This window comes from Streptomyces flaveolus, from assembly GCF_044765825.1.
GTDB classification, from domain to species: Bacteria; Actinomycetota; Actinomycetes; order Streptomycetales; family Streptomycetaceae; genus Streptomyces; species Streptomyces flaveolus.
Genome location: NZ_JBIWKU010000017.1, coordinates 17,427 through 37,822, shown reverse-complemented (window position 1 = coordinate 37,822; position 20,396 = coordinate 17,427). Strand labels below are relative to the sequence as shown.

The following is a 20,396-nucleotide window of genomic DNA, read 5'->3' as shown; positions in this document are numbered from 1 at the left end:
TTCAGATTCCCACGTTGAAGCCGGTGGACCAGGTCTGCATGTCCTGCACCATGCTGTCCCACGCGCCGGTCAGCAGCAGCAGACCGGTCGCGATCATCATGACGCCGCCGACACGCATCACCCATACGTAGTGGCGCTTGATCCAGCCGAAGGCGCCGAGCGCCTTGCGGAAGGCGACCGCGGCGAGGACGAACGGCACGCCGAGGCCGAGGCAGTAGGCCACGGTCAGTATGGCGCCGCGGCCGGCGGTGCCCTGCTGGGAGGAGAGCACCAGCACCGAGGAGAGGGTCGGGCCGATGCAGGGCGTCCAGCCGATGCCGAACAGGGCGCCGAGCACGGGCGCGCCGACCAGTCCGCTCACGGGCTTGCGGTGGAAGCGGAACTCGCGCTGGGTGAGCCAGGGCATCAGGCCCATGAAGAACACGCCCATGAGCACCATGAAGACGCCCAGCACCTTGGTCAGGACGCCCCGGTTGGCCTGGAGCGTCTCGCCGAAGTAGCCGAACAGCGCCCCGCCGGAGACGAACACCGCGGTGAAGCCGAGGACGAAGAGGGAGGCGCCGGCGACCATCCGCCCGCGCCGGGCCTCGGCGAGGTCGGTGCCGGTGACCCCGGTCACGTAGGAGAGGTAACCGGGGACGAGCGGCAGGACGCAGGGCGAGAAGAACGAGACGAGGCCGCCGAGGAGCGCGACGGGGAGGGCGACCAGCAGGGCGCCGTTGAGCACAGTGCCGTTGTAGCCGTCCGCAGCGAGCGTGGACATCACGGTCACGTCACTTCTCCGGCTTCTCCGCGAGGAACGGCGCGAGCATCTTGCGCAGCTTCTCCTCGCTGAGCCCCTGGAGGCTGCGCGCGGCGACCTTCCCGTCCCGGTCGACGACGAGCGTGGACGGGATGGCCTGCGGGTTGAGCGTGCCCTTCTCGAACCGGAGCATCATCCTGCCCGTGGGGTCGTACAGGCTCGGGTACGTGATCCCGTAGTCCTTCTCGAAGGCTCGGGCCGGACCGATGGAGGGGTCACGGGTGTTGATGCCGACGAACTGGACGCCCTGGTCCTTGGTGTCGCGGTAGACCGTCTCCAGGTTCTTCGCCTCGGCGCGGCAGGGCCCGCACCAGGAGCCCCACACGTTGATGACGACGATCTTGCCCTTGTAGTCGGCGACGTCGACCTGTCCGCCGTCGACGGTCTTGCCGGACAGCTCGGGGGCGTCCGCCCGCTCCCCCTTCTTGGCGGTGGAGATGCCGTCCGAGCCGGTGATGAAGCCGGTCTGGCCGCCACCGCCGGACGTCCCTCCCGAGCTGCACGCGGACACGAGCAGCGCGGCCACGGCCGCACCGGTGGTCAGGGCGGCGCGACGGCGGACGCGGGCGGCGGTGCGGTTCGAGCGCAGGGGGGCGCGGCTGGCGGCACTCATGTGAAAAGTTTCGCATGTCCGTTCCGGGGATCTTGCGCACCCCCCTCACGGGCGGAAACCCGCATTTCAGGCGGCGTTCCCGGTGGGTGTCGAGCCCTCGGCGGACGTGTCCTCGAGGAAGGCCTTCCAGCCGCCGGCGGGCTGCTGCCCCACCTCGACCGTACGGAGTTTGGCGAGGACCTCGGGCTTCTGCACGTCCAGCCAGTCGGTGAACTGACGGAAGGAGACGAGCCGTATGTCCCCGCCCTTCTCCTTCTCCCGCGCGATGTGCTCGAGCGCGTTCTCGACGGCGTCCATGTAGATGCCGCCGTTCCACTCCTCGAAGTGGTTGCCGACGAAGAAGGGTGCCCGATTCGACTCGTATGCCCGCCTGAAGCCAGATATGTACGACTGGGTGGCCTGGTCGCGCCAGCCCGGGTAGTTGTGGGCGGGGGCCTTGGTCGAGTTGACCGACTGGTTGGCGAGGATGTTGTAGTCCATCGAGAGGACCTCGAAGGAGTGGCCGGGGAAAGGTATCTGCTGCAGCGGCAGGTCCCAGATCCCGTCCTTCTTCGCGGGCCACACCTGACGGCCGCCGGGCGAGGAGGCGTCGTAACGCCAGCCGAGCTCGCGGGCGGTGGGCAGCAGGCTGTCCTGGCCGAGCAGACAGGGCGTGCGGCCGCCGACGAGTTCCTTGTCGTAGTCGAAGGGCAGCGACGGCAGGTCGGTCCAGCCGCTGTTGGTCCGCCACTCCTTCACGAAGGACTTGGCCTGGTCGATCTCGCTGCGCCACTGCGCCGGGGTCCAGTTGCCCACCGTGCCGCTGCCGCCACAGAAGTGGCCGTTGAAGTGGGTGCCGATCTCGTGGCCGTCCAGCCAGGCCCGGCGGACGTTCTTCAGCGTCTCCTTGATGTGGGCGTCGGTCAGGTAGCCGATGTCCGAGGCGCCGCGCGGGTTGTTCGGCGGGTCGTAGAGGCGCTTCTTCGACTCGGGCAGCAGATACAGGCCCGAGAGGAAGAAGGTCATGTGCGCGCCGTGCTCCTGCGCGAGGTCGAGGAAGCGCGGGAAGAGCCCGTTGCCGACCTCCCCCGCACCGTCCCAGGAGAAGACGACGAACTGCGGCGGGGTCTCGCCGGGCTCCAGCGGCACGGGCGCGTCCGGCTGGTGCGGCTGCTTGCCGGTGTACGACGTGGAGCCGTCGCCGATGGGGCGGGCGGGCGGTGCCGTGCTGCCGGACGGCGAGGGCCGCTCGGGGGAACCGCCGGCCTGGTGCGAGCCGTCCCCCGACGGGTGGGAGCCGCAGCCCGCGAGCCCGGCGGCGGCCGCGGCGCCCGCGCCGAGTCCGAGCATCCCCCTGCGGGTGAGAGTGCGGGTGGAAGTGCGCATCGCAACCTCGTTCGTCACGTCCTTGGGTGGTCACTGGGTGAGAGGACGTGACGAACGGGCAGGTTCCGGATATATGTGCGGATTCCGTAACGAGGTGCGCGGACGGCGGGCCGTGAACGCCGGACTGTACGGCCGTCAGGCCTCGGAGGCCTGTCAGGCCCCGAAGGCCTTGCCCTGTCCCTTCACCGGCTTGGCCCCCGCGAGGAGATGGGCCGGGACGAGGTCACGGGCGGGCTCCGTGTAACCCACGGACACGATCCGGTCGCCCTGGAACGTGAACGTCGTCAGTGACGCCAGCGTGCACTGCCGCTTGCGCGGGTCGTGCCACAGCCGCCGCCGCTCGACGTACGACCGCAGGATCCAGATCGGCAACTGGTGGCTGACGACGACGGCCTCGTGCCCGCGCGCCTTGTCCTTGGCGGCGTTCAGCGCGCCCATCATCCGCACCACCTGGTCGACGTACGGCTCGCCCCAGGACGGCTTGAACGGGTTGACGACGTGCTTCCAGTTGGCGGGCCGGCGCAGCGCGCCGTCGCCGATGCCGAAGGTCTTGCCCTGGAAGACGTTCTCGGCCTCGATGAGCCGCTCGTCCGTGCCGAGGTCCAGACCGTGCGCCTTGGCGATCGGCGTCGCCGTCTCCTGCGCCCGCTCCAGCGGCGAGGCCACGACGTACGTCACATCGCGCGGGGCGAGGTGCTCGGCGACCCGGTCGGCCATGCGCCGGCCCAGCTCCGAGAGGTGGTAGCCGGGCAGCCGGCCGTAGAGCACGCCGGTCGGGTTCTCGACCTCGCCGTGCCGCATCACGTGGACGACGGTCAGGTCGTCCTTCTGGTCCCCGGCGCTCACGCGGTCGCCTCCGCAGCCGCGCGGGCCGCCGCCGGAAGGGCGTCGGCGATGCGCTGGACGGCCCGCTCGTCGTGGGCGGTGGACACGAACCAGGACTCGAAGGAGGACGGCGGCAGATAGACGCCGTTCGCGAGCAGCGAGTGGAAGAACGCGGTGAACCGGAAGGACTCCTGCGCCTTGGCGTCCTCGTAGTCGCGCACCGGCCGGTCCGTGAAGAACACGGAGAACATGTTGGAGGCGGTCTGCAGGGTGTGCGCCACGCCCTCCTTGGTGAGCGCCTCGGTGACCAGGCCCTGGATCTGCTCCGAGACGGCGTCGACCTTGGCGTACGCCGCGTCGTCGAGCAGTCGCAGCTGAGCGAGCCCGGCGGCGGTGGCGACCGGGTTGCCGGACAGGGTGCCGGCCTGGTAGACGGGCCCGGCCGGGGCGAGGTACGCCATGACGTCCGCGCGCCCGCCGAACGCGGCGGCGGGGAACCCACCGCCCATGACCTTGCCGAAGGTCATCAGGTCGGGGACGACGCCCTCGACGCCGTACCAGCCGGCCTTGCTGGTGCGGAAGCCCGTCATCACCTCGTCGGACACGAACAGCGCGCCGTTCGCGGCGCAGGCGTCCTTGAGCCCCTGGTTGAACCCGGGCAGCGGCGGCACGACACCCATGTTGCCGGGCGACGCCTCGGTGATCACACAGGCGATCTCGTCCGGGTGGGCGGCGAAGGCGGCGTGCACGGCGTCGAGGTCGTTGTACGGCAGGACGATCGTGTCGCTCGCCTGGGCGCCGGTGACGCCCGGGGTGTCGGGCAGGGCGAACGTGGCGACGCCGGACCCGGCGGCGGCGAGCAGCGAGTCGACGTGCCCGTGGTAACACCCGGCGAACTTGATCACCTTGGTGCGCTGCGTGAACCCGCGGGCGAGCCGGATGGCCGACATGGTGGCCTCGGTCCCGCTGGACACGAGCCGCACCTGCTCCAGCGGCGCGACCCGCTCGGTCATCGCCTCCGCGAGGGCGACCTCACCCTCGGCGGGCGTGCCGAACGACGTCCCGCGCGCGACCGCCTCCTGCACGGCGGCGATCACCTCGGGGTGCGCGTGCCCGAGGATCATCGGACCCCAGGAGCAGACGAGGTCGACGTACTCCCGCCCGTCCGCGTCCGTCAGATACGGCCCCGTGCCGGACACCATGAACCGGGGCGTGCCGCCGACGGCGCGGAACGCCCGCACCGGGGAGTTCACCCCACCCGGCGTGACGGCCGCCGCACGGTCGAACAGAGCCTGCGAGGCCGGTGCTTCGTATGGATATGCCAGTTCGCTCATGACCTGCGACTTCTCCGACCTTCTCGACCTTCTCCGACTTCTCGGACCCTGCTCCGGCTCTGGTTGCCCAGGGTGACCTCATTCAGGGTAGACAACCCGCCCGAACGCCGTGCCGTCTGCCAGACTGGAGCCCGTCCACGCAGCTCATTCGGGCGGCGTGGACGGGGGGCCGCCGGCTCCTGCGGGCGTATGACGGCCAGGTGACGGCCAGATGTTCACCGCACGTTTCGGCGGGCGGCCGTGGGGGAGGTCACTGACACGATGATCGGGTTGCGCGGCGGGGGTCACGCGTCCTAGAAAAGCAGTCGGGTGGAGATATGCATCGCGGTGGCGGACTGGGCGAGGGGACCGACGACCTGGGTCCTCGACGTGCCCGGCGGGGAAGGCACCGACGCGACGCGGAGGACACCGCCGAAGCACGCGAGACACGTCAGGCACACGGTGCGCCGATGGAGCCCGACCGGACCGACCGACGGGTCGGCCGACCGGGGGCGGGGAGCGGGAATGGTGGTCGGGTGGGGGTGACGTACAAGTACTTCGGCGCGCCCGACGGCGCGACCGCGGCCCGTGTGCCGATCTCGATGCGCCCCGAGGAACTCGGCGGCGACGAGCTCGGGATGAACGGCATGTTCACCAAGATCAAGCCGGAGACCATGGCGGCCATGGTCCTCACCGGCATCGAGGGCGTGCCCCTGCACAAGGTGCCCCCGCTGGAACTGGTCGTCCTGCACCCCGACTACGCGGTCGTGAAACTCCCGATGACGGTCGTCGACCCCCTGCGCGGCATCGGCGAGGAGGCGGTCGGCGCGGCGGCCTTCATCTGGTCGACGGTCCCGGACCGGGGCGGACCGCGGGACGCGTTCAACGTGTACCAGTTGCTGCACGAGTGGCAGGACTTCTCGCACCGGCTGCATGAGGCGGGGCATCAGCCGTACTGCCTGGTGTGGCCCTGAGCCGGACTTTTACCCCCGTAGTGCTGATGCGCCCAGAGCGGCGGGCGGCCCGAGCCGGACGCCGCCGACATCACCGGTCCAGCCGGTCACGTGTCCGCGTCCGCACGCGCTCCCGGGCGGAGCGCCTCGGCGAGAAGGTCCAGCAGGCGATCCGTACGTTCCCGGGGCGCGCCGTCCGTGACGGCGACGAACACGCCGTGCTCACCGCCGCCGAGCGCCTGGAGTGCTCCCCGGCCCAGGTCGGCCTGGCCTGGCTGCTGCACCACAGCCCCCGGACGCTGCTCATCCCGGGCACCGCCGACACCGGCCACCTGGAAGCGAACCTGGCGGCGGGCGCGATCGCCCTGGACGAGGAGACCCTCGCCGCACTCGACGCGATCCCCGCGCGCCCGTCCACCGCACCCCGCCACTGACCGGCACGATCCCGGCCGCGCCCTCGGAGGGGGCGCCGGCGGCGACGTACGGTTGAAGTACCGAGGATGACGCGTTCCGGCCGCCGGGCCGGGGCGTTCTCGGTGCCCCCTGGCGAGGGGAGGTGTGATGGGCCCGTCCCGGTTGGACATCCACCGGCGCAACCGTGGAGAGGGCGCGCTCGTCACGCTCGCCGGTGAGATCGGCCCGGCCACGGCGCCGCTGCTGCGCGACGCACTGGAGCAGTGCCTGCGCGACGGCGTCACGGTCATCGACGTGGACCTGCTGACGGTCGGCTCCTGCGACGCCAGGGGCCTGGACGTGCTGCTGTCGGCGTCACGGCGCGCCGGCCGGGTGCACGCCTCCCTGCGGCTGCACCACCCGTGCGCGCAGATCAGCCGGCTTCTCGCCGCCACGGGACCCGCTCCCGAGGGCCTCGGCCTCCTGGGACCGGTCACCCCGGAGGGCACGACGGGCACGCCCGAGGAGTCTGTTCGCGGACCGGACCTCACGGAGGGGGTCCGTCTTCGCCGGCTGAGTCGCTGGCAGGCGGAGGCGATGGGGGAGGACATCGCGGACCTGGCCGTGGCGTCCGTCGCGGGCACCGCCGGCGAGGCGTACCACGAACGGCACGAAGTCCTGCGCCGTCTGGCCGTCAGCGCCCGGCGCCCCGGTTTCGCGCTGCTGGTCGCGGAGACGACGGCGCTGGTCGGCTGCGCCTACGGCTGTCCCGTGCGTACGGGCGGCTCCGGCCGGCGGGAGCACGACGACACGCTGCCGGAGTGCATCGGGCGGCTCACGTCCTGCGCCGAGTTCGTCGTCCTCACCCAGTTCGTGGCGCATCCGCACCCTCGGAACCGTGACATCGCCCGCCGCCTGCAGCAGCATCTGCTCGCCGACCGGAACTCCTCGCTCGGAGTCACCCTCCTCCACCCGGCCGACCGAACCGGACAGGCCACCTTCGCGTCCTGGGGCTGGCGGAACATGGGAGAGATCGTCGGGCTGCCGGGGCCCCTCACCCCGTGCGTGATGACGCTGCCCCGGGAGGACCCGGTCCGGCCACGATCCGGGCGGTGACGCCTCGGTCCGACGGACCAGGAGCGCTCAGCAGCGCGGGCAGCCCGGCCGCGATGGTGCGCGAACGCAGCCACCACGCGCCGTCGGGGACGCCTCCGCGCGATTCGGTCGTCTCCAGCCGGGGAAACGCGGACCCCGGCCGCACCGCGTCGTGGGCACCGCTGGGCAGGTGACCGGAAAGCAGGTGGTGTGTCCGAGCTGGTCGTGAGGCCCCCGTCTTCGAGAGCCGGTGCGGAGGTGTCCCAGTCCGCGTTCACGCTGCTCCTGGCGCCGGCGGTCACCCCAGGCCGGCGAGCAGGTCGTTGCACGCCTGCTCGCAGCTACGGCACGCCTCGGCGCACACGCGGCAGTGCTCGTGCATGTCCGCGTGACCGGCGCACTCGTCACCGCATGCCTTGCAGACAGTGGCGCACGCTTGCAGGACAGCCCGCGCGATGTCGGCGTCGTAGCCGGTGTGCCGGGACAGGACAGCGGCCGTGGCGTTGCAGACGTCGGCGCAGTCCATGTCGGTGCGGATGCACTTGGTCAGGTCGCCGACCATGCCCTCCGACAGACAGGCGTCCGCACACGCGGTACACGCCTGCGCACAGGCGAGGCACGCCTCGATGCACCTGGCCATGGCTTCCTGGTCCACCTCACCCAGGTCGGCGGGGTAGGTACGGAGCATGTCGTTCACGGAAGTGGTCATCGGGCCGCTCCTCTTCTGTGGGCGAGACACCGGATCAGCGTCCGTTGTTGCGGTGTCGGCCGGGTATCACGGGCACCGCGACACAAACGGCCGACGCCTCGGCCTCGACCCGCTCGCCGCCCGACCGGGGCGGCCTCGCCGGCCGTCGAGGTGCCGGCGGTGCCCAGACCGGTACGGCGGGCGTGGGCCAGGCCCTGGGCCGCACGTTCATGTCCGCTGTTTGACCTTCGAGCCCGGGGAAACTCTGCGCCCATGAGAAAAAGGTCAGACCGCCGCATCACCGGACAGAACCGCATGCTGTCGCTGCTGGACGCCCTGGAACGTGATCCCCGGGCGGACGCGGTGATCGACGTGCTGACCAAACGCGTACGGGCCCTGCCGCTGGGCCGGGCGCGGGACGCGCTGCACGGCAAGCCGCTCGGCCATCCCGCGCACCCCTTGATGGTGCAGGTGCCCATCGGCAGCTGGATGTCGGCCGCGGTACTCGACCTGTGGCCCGGCCGTTCCCGGGAGGCCGGGTTCCTGGTGGGCGTCGGACTCGCGGCGGCGGGTCCCGCCGCGTTGGCGGGCGCGGTCGACTGGGCCGAACTGCACCGTCAGCAGACACGGGTGGGGCTGGTGCACGCCGTGACCAACGTGACGGCCGTGGGTCTGTACGGCGCCTCGCTGCTCTGCCGCCTCACCGGGCGGGCCGGGGCGGGCCGTGCGTACGGCTTCCTCGGGCTGACGGCGGTCGGCGTGGGCGGCATGCTCGGTGGCCACCTGGCCTACCGGCAGGCGTCCGGTGCCAATCACGCCGAGGAGGTCCCGCACGTCGTCTCCCAGGGCTGGCACCGGGTCGGCAGCGTGGACGAGTTCCCCGCCGGCCAGGCCGTACGGCGCACGGTGGACGACGTGCCGGTCCTGGTGGTGCGCGAAGTCGGCGGCACCTTCCACGCGCTGGCCGAGCGGTGCAGCCATCTCGCCGGGCCGCTGTCCGAAGGGACGGTCGCCGACGGGTGCGTCCAGTGTCCCTGGCACGGCAGCGTCTTCCGGCTCTCCGACGGCTGGAACGTCCGCGGCCCCGCCACCGCACCCCAGCCCGCGTTCGACACGCGCGTCGTCGACGGGCACGTGGAGATCAGCCTCCGTGGGCCGGACGCAGCACCGGCCGGCCCCGAGGGGGACGAGCTGGCAGCGCGGGTGGACGAGAGCAGGCTGCACGGACACGGCGCCTGACGGGCGCCTCCCGGCCATTCGTGCGTCCCTTCGGGCCGGCGCACGGGTCGGCGTGCCGCTGTGGTGGCCCGTCCGTACGATGGGGCGCGTGACCAGGAGCACCCGATCAAGCGACCGCCCGGCCGGGCGGTCGTTCGTGCTGCTGGTGATGGTGGTGCTGGCCGGTGTGCTCGGCATGCACGGCCTGGCCCCCGGAATGCCGCCGACGGCGCACGCGGACACCGGCCACGCGATGGTGACGACCGCGGCGGACGGCATGCCGCACGCGGGCGGGGCCTGCGCGCACACGAACGGCGGAACGAGTCACGTCGATCACGCCGACGGGACGTGTGCGGCTGCCGGGATCGGTTCGGCGTACGCGCCGCCGGCGCTGGCCGGAGCTCTGCCGGACGCGCCCTTGGCCCCCGCGCCGACCGCGGCATCGCCGGGGTCGCCCCATGACGGACGGGCACCGCCCGACCTCTCCGAACTTCAGCTCCTGCGGATATAGAGCGGCCCGCTCGGCACCCCACGCCCCGGTGACCCCCGGCGACGGGTGCCGTGCCTTCGCACGCCCTCCATCCGTTCCACCGCGTGCCGCGAACGGCGCGCGTGAAGGAGTTGCACCACATGAACCGCAAGCGTTCTCTCGTCCGCCGCAGTGCCGCCGCCGTCGCCGCCGGTGCGGCAGCGCTCGTCCTGGCCGCCTGTGGCGGGGACGGCGACGGCGGCAGCCCGGCCGGGCACGGCGGACACAACGCCGCCTCCCCCTCCGCGTCGGCCTCCACCTCCGCCAAGCAGGGGCAGCACAACGCCGCCGACGTGGCTTTCGCGAAGGGGATGATCCCCCACCACCGTCAGGCCGTCGAGATGGCCGACCTCGCGCCCGGCCGGGCCCGGTCGGCCGACGTGAAGAAGCTCGCCGCGGACATCAAGAAGGCCCAGGACCCGGAGATCAGGACGCTGTCCGGCTGGCTCACCTCCTGGGGTGAGGAGGTGCCCGCCGAGGGCGCCATGGACCACTCCATGCACGGCACGGACGGTGCGGGCGGCATGGGCGGCATGATGACGGCCCAGGAGATGACCGAGCTCGAGAACGCCTCGGGCACGGCGTTCGACACCGCCTTCATGGAAATGATGATCAAGCACCACGAAGGCGCGGTCGAGATGGCCAAGGCCGAGCAGGCCGACGGCGCCTACGAGCCCGCCACGAAGATGGCCGGAGAGATCATCACCTCGCAGAGCGCGGAGATCGAGCAGATGAACAAGCTGCTCGGCAAGGACTGACCGCGTCAGCCCGGGGCGGGGCGGGTGCCACCGGTGCCCGCCCCGCCCCCCTTTCCACCTGTTCTGTCCAGCGGTTGCCCCACTCCCTTGGCTTCATACCCCCCGGGGGTATACAGTCGGAGTCGTGGGGGCCGTCAGAGGCTCGCGGGACATCGAATGGGGACGACGTCATGGACCACAGCACGCACCACTCCGGCGCCACGCACGACCACGCCGCTCCCGCGGGCGGCCACGGCCACGGGGAGCACCACGGCGACCAGCACGGCGACCACGGCCACGGACACCACCACGGACCCGGCCCGGCGTCGTGGGCCATGGCGGCGAAGGCGACGCTGCACTGCCTGACCGGGTGCGCCGTCGGAGAGATCCTGGGGATGGTGATCGGCACCGCCCTGATGTGGGGCAACGTCCCGACGATGATCCTTGCCATCGCGCTCGCGTTCCTCTTCGGCTACTCGTTCACGCTCTTCGCGGTGCGCCGGGCCGGGCTGGACCTGAAGGCCGCGGTCAAGGTCGCGCTGGCCGCCGACACCGTCTCCATCGCGGTGATGGAACTGGTCGACAACGGGATCATCGCCCTCGTGCCGGGCGCGATGGACGCCCACCTGTCGGACGGACTGTTCTGGTACGCGCTGCTCGGCGGGCTCGCCATCGCCTTCGTGCTCACCACGCCCGTCAACAAGTGGATGATCGGCCGCGGGAAGGGTCACGCCGTCGTCCACGCCTACCACTGACCCGCACCCCCACCCCGCAGGGCGGCCCCTCGACCATCGAGGGGCCGCCCGGCGTCATCACTCCCCGCCCGCCTCCGGGTGCCGGGCGGGTCCGCCGGCCGGTCGGGGCGACGGCGCCGCGGCGCGGTCGATCGCCGACTCGACGGCACCGATCCGGTCGGCGAGCAGACCGAGGGCGGCCACGGCCCGACCCAGAGGGTCGTCCTCCGGGCCGCCGAGCACCCGGCCGCGCACATGGGCGGCCTTCACCTCGGCCCAGCGTGCCGCCTGCCCGGAGCTCAGCGTGCCGCGCAGTTCGGCCAGCTTGAGGAGGTTCGCCTCGGCTCCCGTGGTGAGGGTCTGGGCCTCGGCGCGGTAGTGGTCCTCGATCAGCGCCGACAGTTCCGCGTCGTTCATGACCGGCTGGATCCGCTGGGCGATCTTGCGCATGTTGCGGTACGACCCCTGCAGCCGGAAGGGCGGTTCCGTGCGGGCGTCGTCCTGCTGGGCGGCGGAGGCGATGTACGCGGCGTTCACGGCGAGGACCGTGGCGCGCGCCGTGAGCAGGTGGCGCAGCACGGCCAGGACGCGTTCCAGTTCCGCCGGGGCGTACGGGTGGGCGAGCCGGTCCACGCGGGCCGTGCCGTCGCCCTCGGCGAGGCGGAGCAGCAGGTCGAGGTCGGCGCGGTCGCGGCCGGCGAGCGGAGCGAGGACCGGGTTGGCCGTCAGGGCGTTCTCGACGAAGCTCAGCGCGAAGACGTGCTCCTTGCCGGTGAGGACGTCGCCGAGGTTCCAGACGTCGGCGCGGTTGGCGAGCATGTCGGGGAGCTGGAAGCGGCTGCCGGACTCGGTGTAGGGGTTGCCGGCCATGCACACGGCGAAGCGCTTTCCGCGCAGGTCGTAGGTGTGCGGTGCGCCGTTCCGTACGCCGTCGATCCGGCGGGTGGCGTCGCACAGCGGGATGAACTTCTGGAGCAGCTCGGGCGAGGTGTGCTGGATGTCGTCCAGGTACAGGAGGGTGTTGCCGCCCGCCTCCAGCGCGAAGTTGATCTTCTCTACCTCCTGGCGGGCGGTGGCGTTCGGCGCGTCGGCGGGGTCGAGGGAGGTCACGGCGTGGCCCAGCGCCGGACCGCTGATCTTCACCAGCATCAGGCCGAGGCGGTCGGCGACGTACTCCACGAGGGTCGTCTTGCCGTAGCCGGGCGGGGAGACGAGCAGGAGGAGTCCGCCGCCGGCGGTGCGGTGCGCGGAGTCCGCGGTACCGAGCTGCTTGGCGAGGCTGTCACCGATGAGCGGGAGGTACACCTCGTCGATGAGCCGGTTGCGGACGAAGGCCGGCAGCACGCGCGGGCGGTACTCGTCCAGGCGCAGCCGGACGCGCTCGGCGTCCAGCAGGGTGGCGCGGCGGTGCTGGTAGGCACGGTGGCCGGGCAGGTCGTAGGTGCGGAACGCGCGGGTGCGAGCGAGGAGTTCGTCGAGGCGCAGCGTGAGGGCGCCGTCGGTGATGCGCGGGTGCGTGCCGAGCAGGCCGCGCACGGTCAGGGTGAGCGGGGCGTCGTGCGGGTAGCGCGGCAGGTCCGGGCAGAGTTCGGCGGCCACCGCCTCGGCCAGGTCGCCCGGCGTGGTCTCGGTGCCCGTGGACGCCGTGTACGCGGTGAGCCAGGCCTCGACGAGCTGGCGGCGCGCGGCCAGGTCGCCGAGGGCGGCGACGTCCTCGTCGTAGGCCGGACCGCCCACCGTGCGGCGGAACTTGTCCAGCAGCGTGCGGGTGCCGGCGCCGAGGACGAAGCCGTCGGGGCCGCAGGTCAGTTCCTCGAAGAGGTACGCCGCGGCGGCCTCCCCCGTCGCCGCCGTCTCCCCGGCGCCCTCGGTGACGGCCCGCGCCAGCTCCTGCCGCAGGTCGGCGATGGCGGGCGCGAGCCCGAAGGTGTCCCGGGCGCGGGCCAGGGAGACCGCGCGCCGCCGCCAGTCCTGCCGGGCCCGGTCCGTCGTGCCGTGCGCCCAGAACATCTGGGCGGCGGCGCGGGCGGCGGGCTCGTGACGCAGCAGGCCGGCGCCGTCGTGCAGGCGCAGCAGGGCGGTGAGGATCAGGGTGGCGTCGTGGTCGTGGACGCCGCGCTCGTACCCCTCGTCGTACGCCGCCCGGGCCGCGCTCCGCACGAGGGCGGGCAGGTCGTCGCTCTGGGCGAGGACGGCCGGGCCGTGCTCGTCGAGCAGGCGGGCGGCGAGGTGTTCGGCGCGGTAGACCCCGGGCGACTCGGACGGCAGCAGCCGGTCCCAGTAGGGGCGGGTGGCCGCGAAGTCCGGGTCGGTGACCGGGGCACGGTAGTCGGTGCCGGTCACGGCGAGGGCCAGACCGTCGCCGTGCGGGACCAGGGTGAGATCGAGGGGCTGGGTGGAGACGGCGAAGCGGTGGCCGCCCAGCCGCAGCGTGCGCCCGTCGTCGGCGTACAGGTCGGTACGGTCGCGCAGGGCCCGGGACGCCTCCTGGCGGGCGGCCTCGAGGCGGCCGTCGAGCTCCTCCGCGCGGACCGGGTCGCCCAGTTCGCGCAGCTCCGCGGCGGTGCGGCGGACCTTGACGGGCATCGGGTCGGAGGCGAACCAGGTGGTGACGGCGTCCGCGTCGGCGAGGGTCGCGGCGCGGCGTACGACCGTCCGCAGGACGCGGGCCGCCGAGTCCGCGAGGCGTTCGGCGCGGCGGGCCCGGGCGTCCGCGAGGGACTGCTTGCGGGCGGAGAGCGCCTCGTGGATCTCGTCGCGCTTGTCCGCCAGCTCGCCGAGGAAGTCGTCGAACTCGGCGAACCGGGACTCCAGGTTCTCCACCTGGACCAGCAGGCGGGCGAGTTGCTCGTCGCACGCCTCGGGACTGTCGGCCACCGCGAGGGCACCGGTGACCGTCTGGCCGAGCAGCGCGAACTCGGCGGCGAACCCGGCGCGGCCCTCCTGGTCGAGCAGGGCGCGGCGGCGGGCGCCGAGGACGGCGCGGGCGCGGTTGACCCCGGCGAGGGCCTCCGCGACGCGCTCCAGGACGGCGGTGCGGACGGTGGCGTCGCCGATGTCGAGCCCGGCGACGACCTCGGTCACCGTGCCGAGCTGCTCGGCCAGCTCGTCGAGGCGGGCGGCGAGCGGCACGGACTCGGCGGCGGTGCCGAGAGCCTCGGCGTCCGCGACGAGCCGCTCCACGTCCGCGTGGTGCCCGGCGAAGGCGTCCTCGCGGGCCAGATGGGCGACGGCCCGCTGCCCGAAGGCGGCCAGGTCTGCCTCGGCGCCGGCGGCGAGTTCGTCGATGCGGACGGTGTCCGCGTACCGCATCTCCTTCAGGGTCAGCAGGTGCCCCTGCGCCCGGCGCAGTTCGGACAGCCCGGTCACCCAGGCGGCGGCCCCGCGCGGTGCCTCGCCGCGCAGCCGGCGTACGACGGCGGCGAGCCGGGAGGCGGCCTCTTCCAGCGCGTCGCCCGCCTGCCGGGTCAGGGCCTGCACGTTCTCGAACTCGGCGAGCACCTGTGCCGCGGTGGCCCGTACCTGCTCCAACGGGTCGGCCAGGTCGCCCGCTTCGGGGTCGCCGAGCCAGTGATGGGCGTCGGCCGCCCGGACGCAGGCGGCGGCGAGTGCCGCGTACACCCCGCCGGTCGGGGTGGTCTCCGTGGCGGCACGGGCCACGGACAGGCAGTCGGAGATGCCCCGGACGAGGTCGGCGTTGCCGATGCGGGCCAGCGGGCCGCCGCCGGCCGGGCGGGCGGCCGCGTACGTGTCGGACACGTACGGGGAGGTCCACCGCTGCACGGGGTGCACCCGGGCCGGCTCGCCGCCGTCCTCGGTGCGCAGCAGGGTGAGCGTGCCGTCGTCGAACAGCGCCCAGCCCCGGCAGGTCAGCGGGGCCGCGACCTCCTTGCGGATCAGGTTGTACGGCAGCAGGAGGGTGCGGCCGTGCGCGGGGGCGTGGAACGCGTACAGCACGTCCTCGCCGTTCGGCGCGCGCACCTCCCGCTCGAACTGCAGCCCTGCGACGTCGAGTTCGTACGTGCGGTGGGCGCCGGTGGCCAGGCAGTGGCCGCCGGGGAAGATGATGCCCTGGTCGTCGGGGAGGCGGCGGCAGGCCTGTCCGATGCCGTCGAGCCGGACCACCGTCCTGGTGAGGGTGTTGAACACCAGGTACCGGTCGGTGTCCTCCTTGTAGGGGCGTACGCGCAGCAGGATCAGCGCGCCCACGCGTGCGTGGGCGATGTCCGCGTCGGCGAGGGCCTGGAGCGGTTCGGCGACCGGTTCGCTGTGGATGCCCTGCGCCGTCTCGGTGTCGTTCTCCACCTTGACGGTGAGCGCTCCGCCGACGGCGGCGACGAAGACCTCGCCCCCGACGGAGACGTGCGGGTGGCGGCCGAGGACGTGGTCCTCGCGGGTCGCCACGGTCCACGTGAAGTCGTGGGCGGGCGGCAGGACGTGGTCGCGGTCGCCGCGCGCGTCCAGGAACGACGCCTGCCCGTCGTCGGTGAGGGCCCAGCGCAGTACGCGGATGTCGTCGGCCTTCTCGCCGGTGCGGAACACGGCGAGCAGCCTGCCGTCGACGCGGCGCAGCCGCAGCAGGGTGGCCTCGCGGTAGTAGCGGTACAGGGCCGCGAACTCCCGGACGAAGGCCGGGTCGTCGAGCAGGCCCGGCACGGCGTCCTCGGGCAGCCGGTTCAGGTCCCGGTCGTGCAGCGCGAGGACGTCGCCCACCGCGGCCTCGGTCCGGTTCGCGAACGCCGTGTTGTGGCCGAGGAGCAGCGTCCCGCCGACGGCCACGACGTCCTGGGGGACGCAGGGCCGCTCGGTCCGCAGCCGTTCGGTGCCGGCGAGGTCCAGTCCCGCCGAGCCGAACTCCTCGACCCGGCGGAGGTTCAGCGCCTCGGCCCGCCGGGCCAGTTCGGCGGCCTGCGCGGCGAGCCGGTCGCGCAGCACCTCGTAGGTGCCGGTGTCCAGCGCGTCCCGGGGGCCTGCGTGAGGGCCGGCGCCGGGGGGCCGGGGCGTGCCGGTGTCCGGTGTCTGGTGCGCGCTGGTGTCCGCCCCGGTTGCCATGGGGCTCCTTTCCGCGAGTGGGCCCCGCAGCCGCCGCCCCTGTGCGGCGGCTGCGGAGAACGACGTGGTCGGGCGGCCGTCAGCCCCTGGCGCTGCCGTTGAGGGACGTCAGCGGCGCGTCCGCGAGCCCCAGCTCCCCCGCCCGGTCGAGCAGCTTCTGCACCTGACCGGCATGCACGTCACCCGTCTTCATCAGCTTCATCAACAGGGCGGACACGGTCAGGTTCTGCACGTCGGCCGTGGAGACCGAGCCGAGGATCCGGCCGAGGTCGTCGGCGAGGTTCGACGTGCCGTCCAGCCACGGCTTGGCGAGCGCCTGGGCGGTCCCGGAGTGCTGGACGAAGCCGTCGATCCCCTTGCCGAGCGCGATGGAGGACATCAGACGGTCGAAGAAGACCGACTCACCGCCGACGATGTCGATGTCGGCGTTCTCCAGGCCGGTGGCCAGCACGGTGGCCTGCGCCTCGGCGACCTGGCGCTGGACGTCCAGTCCGGCGAGCCGGATCTCCTTCTCCGCCGCCAGACGCAGCCGGTACTCCTCGTGCGCCCGGGACGCCTCGTCGAGCGCGGCCATCGCCGCCGCCTTCTCGGTCAGGCCGGCCGCCTCGGCCTTGAGCTTCTCGCCGATGCCCTCGGCCTCCGCGAGCGCCTTCGCCCGGGTCCCCTCCGCCTCGGCACGCATCCGCGCCTCGGCCGCCCCGGCCTCCGCGCGGCCGGACTTCTCGATGACCTCCGCCTCCTTGTCACGGACCTCGACGGCGGCCAGCCCCTCCGCCGCGCTCTCCGCCCGGGAGGCCTCGGCGAGCCGCAGCTTGGCCTGCGCGTCGAGGTCGGCGCTCTTCAGCCGGGCCTCGGCCAGGGTCAGTTCCTCGGCGGCGCGGTGGGTGGCGGCCTGCTCGGCGGCCTCCGCCGCCTTGATGTCCTTGACCAGCTTCTCCTGGGCCTCCGCCTCGGCGGCGATGATCACGGCCTGCCGCTGCCGCTCCGCCTCCTCCACCGCGCGGAGCTTCTTGATGGACTCCTCCTGCTCGGCGACCGTACGGTCCACGGCGACCCGCTCGCGGATGACCTCGGCGATCTCCCGCTTCTCCGCCTCGACCTCCTTCTCGGCCGCGATCCGCGTCAGCTGGGTCTCCCGCTCCCGCGCGATGACCTCCAGCAGCCGGTCCTTCTCGATGCGCTCGTTCTCGATGGCGATGACCCGTTCCCGGTTCTTCGCGGCGACGGCGACCTCCCGGGCCTGGTTCTCGCGCTGGACCCCGAGCTGCTCCTCGGTGCGCAGGAAGGCGCTCTGCGCGCGCAGCCGCTCCTCCTCGACGACCCGCGCGGTCTCGGCCTCCTCGCGGGCGCGCACGGTCTCGATCTCCCGCCGCTGCTTGATCTCGGCGTCGGTCTGGCGGCGCTCCAGCTCCAGGATCGCCTCCCGGGCGTCGACGTTCTGCCGGGTGATCTCCTTCTCCTCGGTGCGCTGGGCCTCGTTGGTGCGCACGTGCTCCACGGCGGTCAGTTCCGTGATCTTGCGGATGCCCTGCGCGTCGAGGACGTTGGCCGGGTCGAGCTGGGTCAGCGGCGTCTGCTCCAGGTAGTCGATCGCCGCGTCCTCCAGGTGGTAGCCGTTGAGGTCGACGCCGATGACCTCGATGATCCGGTACCGCAGTTCCTCGCGCTTGGTGTAGAGGTCGGTGAAGTCGAGCTGCTTGCCGACGGTCTTCAGCGCCTCGGAGAACTTCGCGTGGAACAGCTCCTGCAGGGTGTCGCGGTCGCTCGCCCGCGCCGTGCCGACCGCCTGGGCGACCTTGACGACGTCCTCGACGGTCTTGTTGACCTTGACGAAGAACGAGATGCGGATGTCCGCGCGGATGTTGTCCCGGCAGATCAGGCCCTCCTTGCCGGCCCGGGTGATCTCGATGGTCTTCACCGAGATGTCCATCACCTCGGCCCGGTGCAGCACCGGCAGCACGACCTGCCCGGTGAAGGTCACGTCGACCTTGCGCATCTTGGAGACGATGAGCGCCTTGCCCTGCTCCACCTTGCGGAACAGCCGGGAGACGACGAGTACGGCGAGCAGGCAGAGGACGACGAGCGCGCCCGCGCCCACGGTCATGGCATTCATCAGCACGTCCTTGGCGGCTAGGAGGGGCGAGCCCGCTCGGGGCTCGGAGGCGTCACCGCGGCGGCCGGTGCGGGCCGGTACGGCACGGTGCCGCGGAAGTCAGGCGGCCGTCCGGGACGGCCCGTGTTCGTCGGGAGACAGCCGGCGCGCCGGCCGTACGGCTTTGCGGTCGGGTGCGGCGTGCTGGGCGGTGCCGACGAGCCGGCCGCCGGGCACGCCGCCGGAGGTCCGCCGGCCCTCGGGGACGGTGGGCACGCCGGGTACGGCGACCGCCGTGTCCGGGCCGACCGGGCGGCTCAGGCCGGCCCGCGCGACCGGGTCGGCGGGGGCCTCATGGGCGGTCGGCGCGCACGCGGGCACCGGGGGGACCACGGGGCCGGGCCGGATACCGGCGTCGAGCGCGGCGGACCGGGCGAGTGCCGTCGGCAGCGGGAACGAGGCCACGGGATCGGCGTCCACGGCACGGCCGAAGGCGGCTTCGACGAACGCCCGCATGTCGTACCCCCCGTGGTCCTGCCCGTTTCCCGCCCGTGACGGCGACGGCACGTGCGGGCTCCGACGGGGCACCTGCCGGTGCCCGGCATCGGAGCCCGCCTCACGCGCTCCCCTTGCCCCCATCCTGCCGACCGGCACGTCCCGCCGCATTGCCGACTTCCGGCAGTCTTCCGCCGTGCCTCCATGCCGGATCGTGTCGGCGCGCATTCACTCGAACGGCCTACACCCGCTCGCCGCCCCCCGCCCGCGGGCGAACACTCGAAGTCCCCCGCGCATCGCGGATTCGAGGGACGGAGAACGACCATGGCCAACGCCAGCCACAGCACCGGACGCCGGCCGGGAGACAGCAGGAGCGCCTGGGCCTCCGGCGGTGTCGTCTTCGCCGGTGTGCTGATGCTCATCGAAGGCATCTTCGGCATCTTCAACGGCATCGCCGCCATCGCGAAGGACGACGTCTACGCGTCCGTCGGTGACTACGTCTTCAAGTTCAGCCTCACCTCCTGGGGCTGGATCCACCTGATCCTCGGCATCCTTCTCGCCCTGACCGGTCTGGGCGTGCTCAAGGGCGCCGGGTGGGCGCGGGGCCTCGGTGTCGGGCTCACCGCGCTCTTCGTGATCCTGCAGTTCATGTGGCTGCCCTACACCCCGCTCTGGGCGATCATCTCCATCGGCGTCGGCGTCTTCGTCATCTGGGCGCTGTGCACCGAGCACGGCCGCACGTCGGCGGTCTGATCGCCGGCCCGATCCCGGAGCCGCTGTGCAGGTACCCCCTGGGGGTATAGAGTGGGCGGTGTCGGGAAGTGCTGCGAGAAGCGCGCCTCCCGTGCTGCCCACCTGTTGACGACCCCGAGGGAGACCGACCGCCATGACCGCCGACCAGAAGAACTCCGGCTCCTGCTGCACCCCCGAAGGCTCCTGCCACTCCGGCGCAACGGCGGAGGGCGGCCAGGGCGCTGGCACCACCACCGTCTACCAGGTGACCGGCATGACGTGCAGCCACTGCGAGGGCGCGGTCTCCGAGGAGATCTCCGCGCTGGCGGGCGTCACCGCGGTCAAGGCCGTCGCCGCCACCGGCGAGGTGACCGTCACCTCCACCGCCCCGCTCGACGAGGACGCCGTCCGCGCCGCCGTCACCGAGGCGGGGTACGAACTCGCCGGGCCGGCCTGACCCACCCGACCCCGACGACCGGCCTCCGGGTGCGGCCCGGCGGGACGGGCCGCCGCGAAGCCTCCGCGGAGGGCCGCACGCCCCAGCTCGCCACGCCCGCTCAGCCGCGGGCAGCCGCCCCACCCGTCTCGCTCAGCAGCGGACAGCGCACGATCCTGTCGCGCGCAGCCGCGGGCAGTCGTGCCTCCCCCAGTGCCTGGACGGCCTGGGCGGTACCCCCAGGGGCGGCACGGGTGGGCGGTGGGGCCCCCGCTCATGGGCGTCCCCCCGCGCGAGCGCAGCCGAGCGTGGGGGAGAAGCCGA

18 protein-coding genes and 1 pseudogene are annotated in these 20,396 nt (G+C 72.9%); 9 read left to right on the top strand and 10 right to left on the bottom strand.

What is annotated here, in order from left to right; genetic code table 11:
* Nucleotide 1: 1 nt before the first annotated feature.
* The 5 genes from ACIRG6_RS35430 to hemL all read right to left on the bottom strand — a co-directional run bounded on the left by ACIRG6_RS35430 (nucleotide 2) and on the right by hemL (nucleotide 4,939).
* Complete coding sequence (locus ACIRG6_RS35430; RefSeq protein WP_228754175.1) at nucleotides 2-763, bottom strand: cytochrome c biogenesis CcdA family protein; 762 nt, start codon at nucleotides 761-763, stop codon at nucleotides 2-4.
* 10 nt (nucleotides 764-773) lie between these two features.
* The gene (locus ACIRG6_RS35425; RefSeq protein WP_364681936.1) at nucleotides 774-1,415 is read right to left on the bottom strand and encodes a TlpA family protein disulfide reductase; all 642 of its coding nucleotides are present in this window, start codon (nucleotides 1,413-1,415) and stop codon (nucleotides 774-776) included.
* A gap of 66 nt (nucleotides 1,416-1,481) precedes the next feature.
* A complete protein-coding gene (locus tag ACIRG6_RS35420; RefSeq protein WP_364681938.1) occupies nucleotides 1,482-2,780 on the bottom strand; it encodes a polysaccharide deacetylase family protein in 1,299 nt (432 codons plus the stop codon).
* Between the two features lie 153 nt (nucleotides 2,781-2,933).
* Nucleotides 2,934-3,581: a histidine phosphatase family protein gene (locus ACIRG6_RS35415; protein ID WP_189233860.1), complete on the bottom strand. Its 648-nt coding sequence runs from the start codon at nucleotides 3,579-3,581 to the stop codon at nucleotides 2,934-2,936.
* A 41-nt stretch (nucleotides 3,582-3,622) separates the two neighbouring features.
* Entirely contained in the window at nucleotides 3,623-4,939 is a 1,317-nt protein-coding gene (gene hemL / locus ACIRG6_RS35410; RefSeq protein WP_403325945.1) for a glutamate-1-semialdehyde 2,1-aminomutase, read from the bottom strand.
* A 515-nt stretch (nucleotides 4,940-5,454) separates the two neighbouring features.
* Between hemL and ACIRG6_RS35405 the strand changes: the two genes are divergently transcribed.
* The 3 genes and pseudogenes from ACIRG6_RS35405 (at nucleotide 5,455) to ACIRG6_RS35395 (ending at nucleotide 7,380) form a co-directional block, all read left to right on the top strand.
* On the top strand, nucleotides 5,455-5,892 hold the full coding sequence (locus ACIRG6_RS35405) for a hypothetical protein (protein WP_003974483.1): 438 nt from the start codon (nucleotides 5,455-5,457) through the stop codon (nucleotides 5,890-5,892).
* A 185-nt stretch (nucleotides 5,893-6,077) separates the two neighbouring features.
* Nucleotides 6,078-6,305, top strand: a pseudogene (locus ACIRG6_RS35400) (aldo/keto reductase); the annotation flags it as partial.
* A gap of 127 nt (nucleotides 6,306-6,432) precedes the next feature.
* Nucleotides 6,433-7,380, top strand: a complete 948-nt coding sequence (locus ACIRG6_RS35395; RefSeq protein ID WP_403325942.1) for an STAS domain-containing protein — start codon at nucleotides 6,433-6,435, stop codon at nucleotides 7,378-7,380.
* Here the strand turns inward: ACIRG6_RS35395 and ACIRG6_RS35390 are convergent.
* Nucleotides 7,319-7,525, bottom strand: a complete 207-nt coding sequence (locus ACIRG6_RS35390) for a DUF5994 family protein (RefSeq protein ID WP_403325940.1) — start codon at nucleotides 7,523-7,525, stop codon at nucleotides 7,319-7,321. The genes ACIRG6_RS35395 and ACIRG6_RS35390 overlap by 62 nt on opposite strands.
* 132 nt (nucleotides 7,526-7,657) lie before the next feature.
* A complete protein-coding gene (locus ACIRG6_RS35385) occupies nucleotides 7,658-8,068 on the bottom strand; it encodes a four-helix bundle copper-binding protein (RefSeq protein ID WP_364681945.1) in 411 nt (136 codons plus the stop codon).
* Between the two features lie 252 nt (nucleotides 8,069-8,320).
* On the opposite strand from ACIRG6_RS35385, the gene ACIRG6_RS35380 reads away from it, so the two are divergent.
* The 4 genes from ACIRG6_RS35380 (at nucleotide 8,321) to ACIRG6_RS35365 (ending at nucleotide 11,286) form a co-directional block, all read left to right on the top strand.
* Entirely contained in the window at nucleotides 8,321-9,286 is a 966-nt protein-coding gene (locus tag ACIRG6_RS35380) for a Rieske 2Fe-2S domain-containing protein (RefSeq protein ID WP_403325936.1), read from the top strand.
* An 88-nt stretch (nucleotides 9,287-9,374) separates the two neighbouring features.
* Nucleotides 9,375-9,776, top strand: a complete 402-nt coding sequence (locus ACIRG6_RS35375) for a DUF6153 family protein (RefSeq protein ID WP_364681949.1) — start codon at nucleotides 9,375-9,377, stop codon at nucleotides 9,774-9,776.
* Nucleotides 9,777-9,895: 119 nt separating this feature from the next.
* On the top strand, nucleotides 9,896-10,552 hold the full coding sequence (locus tag ACIRG6_RS35370) for a DUF305 domain-containing protein (RefSeq protein WP_403325932.1): 657 nt from the start codon (nucleotides 9,896-9,898) through the stop codon (nucleotides 10,550-10,552).
* A 170-nt stretch (nucleotides 10,553-10,722) separates the two neighbouring features.
* The gene (locus ACIRG6_RS35365) at nucleotides 10,723-11,286 is read left to right on the top strand and encodes a DUF4396 domain-containing protein (protein WP_403325929.1); all 564 of its coding nucleotides are present in this window, start codon (nucleotides 10,723-10,725) and stop codon (nucleotides 11,284-11,286) included.
* Nucleotides 11,287-11,343: 57 nt separating this feature from the next.
* Here the strand turns inward: ACIRG6_RS35365 and ACIRG6_RS35360 are convergent, their stop codons facing one another.
* From ACIRG6_RS35360 to ACIRG6_RS35350, 3 genes are all read right to left on the bottom strand, one after another.
* Nucleotides 11,344-16,317, bottom strand: coding sequence for a DNA repair ATPase (locus ACIRG6_RS35360; RefSeq protein WP_403325926.1), 4,974 nt, complete (start codon nucleotides 16,315-16,317; stop codon nucleotides 11,344-11,346).
* A gap of 79 nt (nucleotides 16,318-16,396) precedes the next feature.
* Nucleotides 16,397-18,430 (bottom strand): flotillin family protein, encoded by a 2,034-nt coding sequence (locus ACIRG6_RS35355; RefSeq protein WP_364681957.1) that lies wholly within the window; start codon nucleotides 18,428-18,430, stop codon nucleotides 16,397-16,399.
* A gap of 99 nt (nucleotides 18,431-18,529) precedes the next feature.
* Nucleotides 18,530-18,925: a hypothetical protein gene (locus tag ACIRG6_RS35350; protein ID WP_403325923.1), complete on the bottom strand. Its 396-nt coding sequence runs from the start codon at nucleotides 18,923-18,925 to the stop codon at nucleotides 18,530-18,532.
* Between the two features lie 303 nt (nucleotides 18,926-19,228).
* Here ACIRG6_RS35350 and ACIRG6_RS35345 point away from each other — a divergent pair, with 303 nt between their 5' ends.
* Together ACIRG6_RS35345 and ACIRG6_RS35340 are read left to right on the top strand one after the other, a co-directional pair.
* Entirely contained in the window at nucleotides 19,229-19,657 is a 429-nt protein-coding gene (locus ACIRG6_RS35345; protein WP_364681961.1) for a DUF7144 family membrane protein, read from the top strand.
* Between the two features lie 133 nt (nucleotides 19,658-19,790).
* Entirely contained in the window at nucleotides 19,791-20,093 is a 303-nt protein-coding gene (locus ACIRG6_RS35340; protein WP_403325919.1) for a heavy-metal-associated domain-containing protein, read from the top strand.
* The last annotated feature ends 303 nt before the right edge of the window (nucleotides 20,094-20,396 follow it).

Excerpts from the sequence above, each read along its gene's own strand:
- ACIRG6_RS35430 (WP_228754175.1), bottom strand. The coding sequence starts at position 763 with ATGTCCACGCTCGCTGCGGACGGCTACAACGGCACTGTGCTCAACGGC.
- ACIRG6_RS35425 (WP_364681936.1), bottom strand. The coding sequence starts at position 1,415 with ATGAGTGCCGCCAGCCGCGCCCCCCTGCGCTCGAACCGCACCGCCGCC.
- ACIRG6_RS35420 (WP_364681938.1), bottom strand. The coding sequence starts at position 2,780 with ATGCGCACTTCCACCCGCACTCTCACCCGCAGGGGGATGCTCGGACTC.
- ACIRG6_RS35415 (WP_189233860.1), bottom strand. The coding sequence starts at position 3,581 with ATGCGGCACGGCGAGGTCGAGAACCCGACCGGCGTGCTCTACGGCCGG.
- hemL (WP_403325945.1), bottom strand. The coding sequence starts at position 4,939 with ATGAGCGAACTGGCATATCCATACGAAGCACCGGCCTCGCAGGCTCTG.
- ACIRG6_RS35395 (WP_403325942.1), top strand. The coding sequence starts at position 6,433 with ATGGGCCCGTCCCGGTTGGACATCCACCGGCGCAACCGTGGAGAGGGC.
- ACIRG6_RS35385 (WP_364681945.1), bottom strand. The coding sequence starts at position 8,068 with ATGACCACTTCCGTGAACGACATGCTCCGTACCTACCCCGCCGACCTG.
- ACIRG6_RS35380 (WP_403325936.1), top strand. The coding sequence starts at position 8,321 with ATGAGAAAAAGGTCAGACCGCCGCATCACCGGACAGAACCGCATGCTG.
- ACIRG6_RS35370 (WP_403325932.1), top strand. The coding sequence starts at position 9,896 with ATGAACCGCAAGCGTTCTCTCGTCCGCCGCAGTGCCGCCGCCGTCGCC.
- ACIRG6_RS35365 (WP_403325929.1), top strand. The coding sequence starts at position 10,723 with ATGGACCACAGCACGCACCACTCCGGCGCCACGCACGACCACGCCGCT.
- ACIRG6_RS35360 (WP_403325926.1), bottom strand. The coding sequence starts at position 16,317 with ATGGCAACCGGGGCGGACACCAGCGCGCACCAGACACCGGACACCGGC.
- ACIRG6_RS35355 (WP_364681957.1), bottom strand. The coding sequence starts at position 18,430 with ATGAATGCCATGACCGTGGGCGCGGGCGCGCTCGTCGTCCTCTGCCTG.
- ACIRG6_RS35350 (WP_403325923.1), bottom strand. The coding sequence starts at position 18,925 with ATGCGGGCGTTCGTCGAAGCCGCCTTCGGCCGTGCCGTGGACGCCGAT.
- ACIRG6_RS35345 (WP_364681961.1), top strand. The coding sequence starts at position 19,229 with ATGGCCAACGCCAGCCACAGCACCGGACGCCGGCCGGGAGACAGCAGG.
- ACIRG6_RS35340 (WP_403325919.1), top strand. The coding sequence starts at position 19,791 with ATGACCGCCGACCAGAAGAACTCCGGCTCCTGCTGCACCCCCGAAGGC.